Annotated in this window: 3 protein-coding genes; all 3 read left to right on the forward strand. The window is 54.0% G+C overall.

Going from position 1 to position 1,955, the window contains the following annotated elements:
• The first annotated feature begins 60 nt into the window (after positions 1 to 60).
• On the forward strand, positions 61 to 576 hold the full coding sequence (gene cobU, locus ABYW01_RS20480; protein WP_372836339.1) for a bifunctional adenosylcobinamide kinase/adenosylcobinamide-phosphate guanylyltransferase: 516 nt from the start codon (positions 61 to 63) through the stop codon (positions 574 to 576).
• A complete protein-coding gene (gene cobT / locus ABYW01_RS20485) occupies positions 573 to 1,646 on the forward strand; it encodes a nicotinate-nucleotide--dimethylbenzimidazole phosphoribosyltransferase (protein WP_372836341.1) in 1,074 nt (357 codons plus the stop codon). Before cobU ends, cobT begins: the two co-directional genes overlap by 4 nt.
• Positions 1,647 to 1,662: 16 nt before the next feature.
• A partial coding sequence (locus ABYW01_RS20490; RefSeq protein WP_372836342.1) for a histidine phosphatase family protein occupies positions 1,663 to 1,955 on the forward strand: 293 nt, incomplete at its 3' end.

Genomic DNA, 1,955 nt, shown 5'->3' on the forward strand with positions numbered 1-1,955 from the left:
GCAGCTGGATGAGGCGCGTACAATTTTGCAGCGGGTTAATGCGGAGAAACAAAAGCAGCCATGAAACAGTTGATATTGGGCGGAGCCCGCTCGGGGAAAAGTCGTTTGGCAGAACAGCGGGCTCAGGGTTTCGGCTGTCGTGTAGTTTACATCGCCACCGCTCAGGCGGGGGATGGTGAGATGTCAGATCGTATTTTGCGCCACCGGGAACAGCGTCCGGCTGAATGGGGTTTGGTCGAAGAGCCGATCGCATTGGCTCAAGTCTTACATGAGCATGCTGCGGATGATGTCTGTGTGCTGGTCGACTGTCTGACCTTGTGGGTCACAAACTTATTATTATCTGACCCCGGCGTTTTGGAGCGGGAATTGAATGCCTTGTATCAGGCGTTGGACAACCTGCCGGGCAAACTGATTCTTGTGAGTAATGAAGTCGGTTGGGGGATTGTCCCGATGGGTGAGCTAAGTCGCCAGTTTCAGGATCAGGCGGGCTGGTTGCATCAACGCTTGGGTGAAATCTGCGAACGGGTGACGCTGACCGTCGCAGGAATTCCGCTGGAGATAAAGCAACCCTTATGAGTACACACACTATGAATATCTGGTTGCAGGAGCCTGTTGCCGTTTGTGATATGGATCATCAGAGTGCGGCCTCTCAGCATCAAGCGGTATTAACCAAACCGTTAGGTGCCTTGGGTGATCTTGAAACCGTTGCGGTGCGTCTAGCAGCAATGCAAGGGCGCTTAAAGCCGCAAGTGGATAATGTGCAGATTACGGTATTTGCCGCTGATCACGGTATCGCAGCAGCGGGTGTCTCGGCTTATCCACAGGAAGTCACCGCGCAGATGGTGATGAATTTTGCATCCGGTGGTGCCGCGATCTCGGTATTGGCGCGTCATTTAGGAGCCCGGTTCGAAGTTGTTGACCTAGGGACGTTGGCGACCGTACCTGAGCATGAAAATGTTATCTCGCGTGTCATTGCTAAAGGCACTGAGGATTTTTCTTCGGCTGCGGCGATGGATGAAGATCAGTTGAGTCGCGCGCTACAGGTCGGATTTGAACGTATTGAGCAGTCTCTATCGGGTAATCCAGATCTGTTTATTGCCGGTGAGATGGGAATTGGAAATACGTCGGCGGCCAGTGCGTTGGTCGCTACGTTGCTTCAGCGCCCGGCAAGCGAGCTGGTCGGACCGGGTACGGGATTGGACGCGGCGCGGGTCGAACAAAAAGCACAACTGATTCAACAGGCGCTGGATTTACATCAAGTCGCGGCGGATCAGCCGTTAAAGGCGCTGCAATGTCTCGGCGGTTTCGAAATCGCGGCCATGACCGGGGCATATATCCGTGCCGCACAGCGAGGGGTTCCGGTGTTGATTGATGGTTTTATCAGCACTGCGGCAGCGATGATTGCCATCGCGATACAACCAGAGGTCAAAAACTGGTTTATCTACGGCCACTGCTCTGATGAGCCCGCGCATCAGCTGGTGTTGGATTATCTGCAGGTTACGCCGTTACTGAGGCTGGGGATGCGTCTTGGCGAAGGCAGTGGTGCTGCACTGGCGGTAGACCTTCTGCGTGCGGCGTGTCGATTGCATGCGGAGATGGCAACGTTTGCTGAAGCGGGTGTTGCAGATAAAGATTCCGCCGGATGAAATGGGGCAGACATTGATGCGGACATTAACTCTGGATCTGTTACGCCATGGGGAAACTGAGACACAAGGGATCTATCAGGGGATAACCGATGTGCCGCTATCAGTAGCGGGGCAACGACAGATGGCCGGGGCACTGGTTCACTCTGTTGGATGGCAGAAAGTTTTGCACTCACCTTTACAGCGTTGTGCTCACGCTGCAATTCAATTCGCGGCGCAATGTGAACTACCTTGTATCGAGGCGGATTGGCTGCGGGAGTATAACTTTGGTGAATGGGATGGCAGAACGCTCAGCGAGGTCTATAGTGAACA

This window comes from Pontibacterium sp. (assembly GCF_041587635.1).
GTDB lineage: Bacteria > Pseudomonadota > Gammaproteobacteria > Pseudomonadales > Balneatricaceae > Pontibacterium.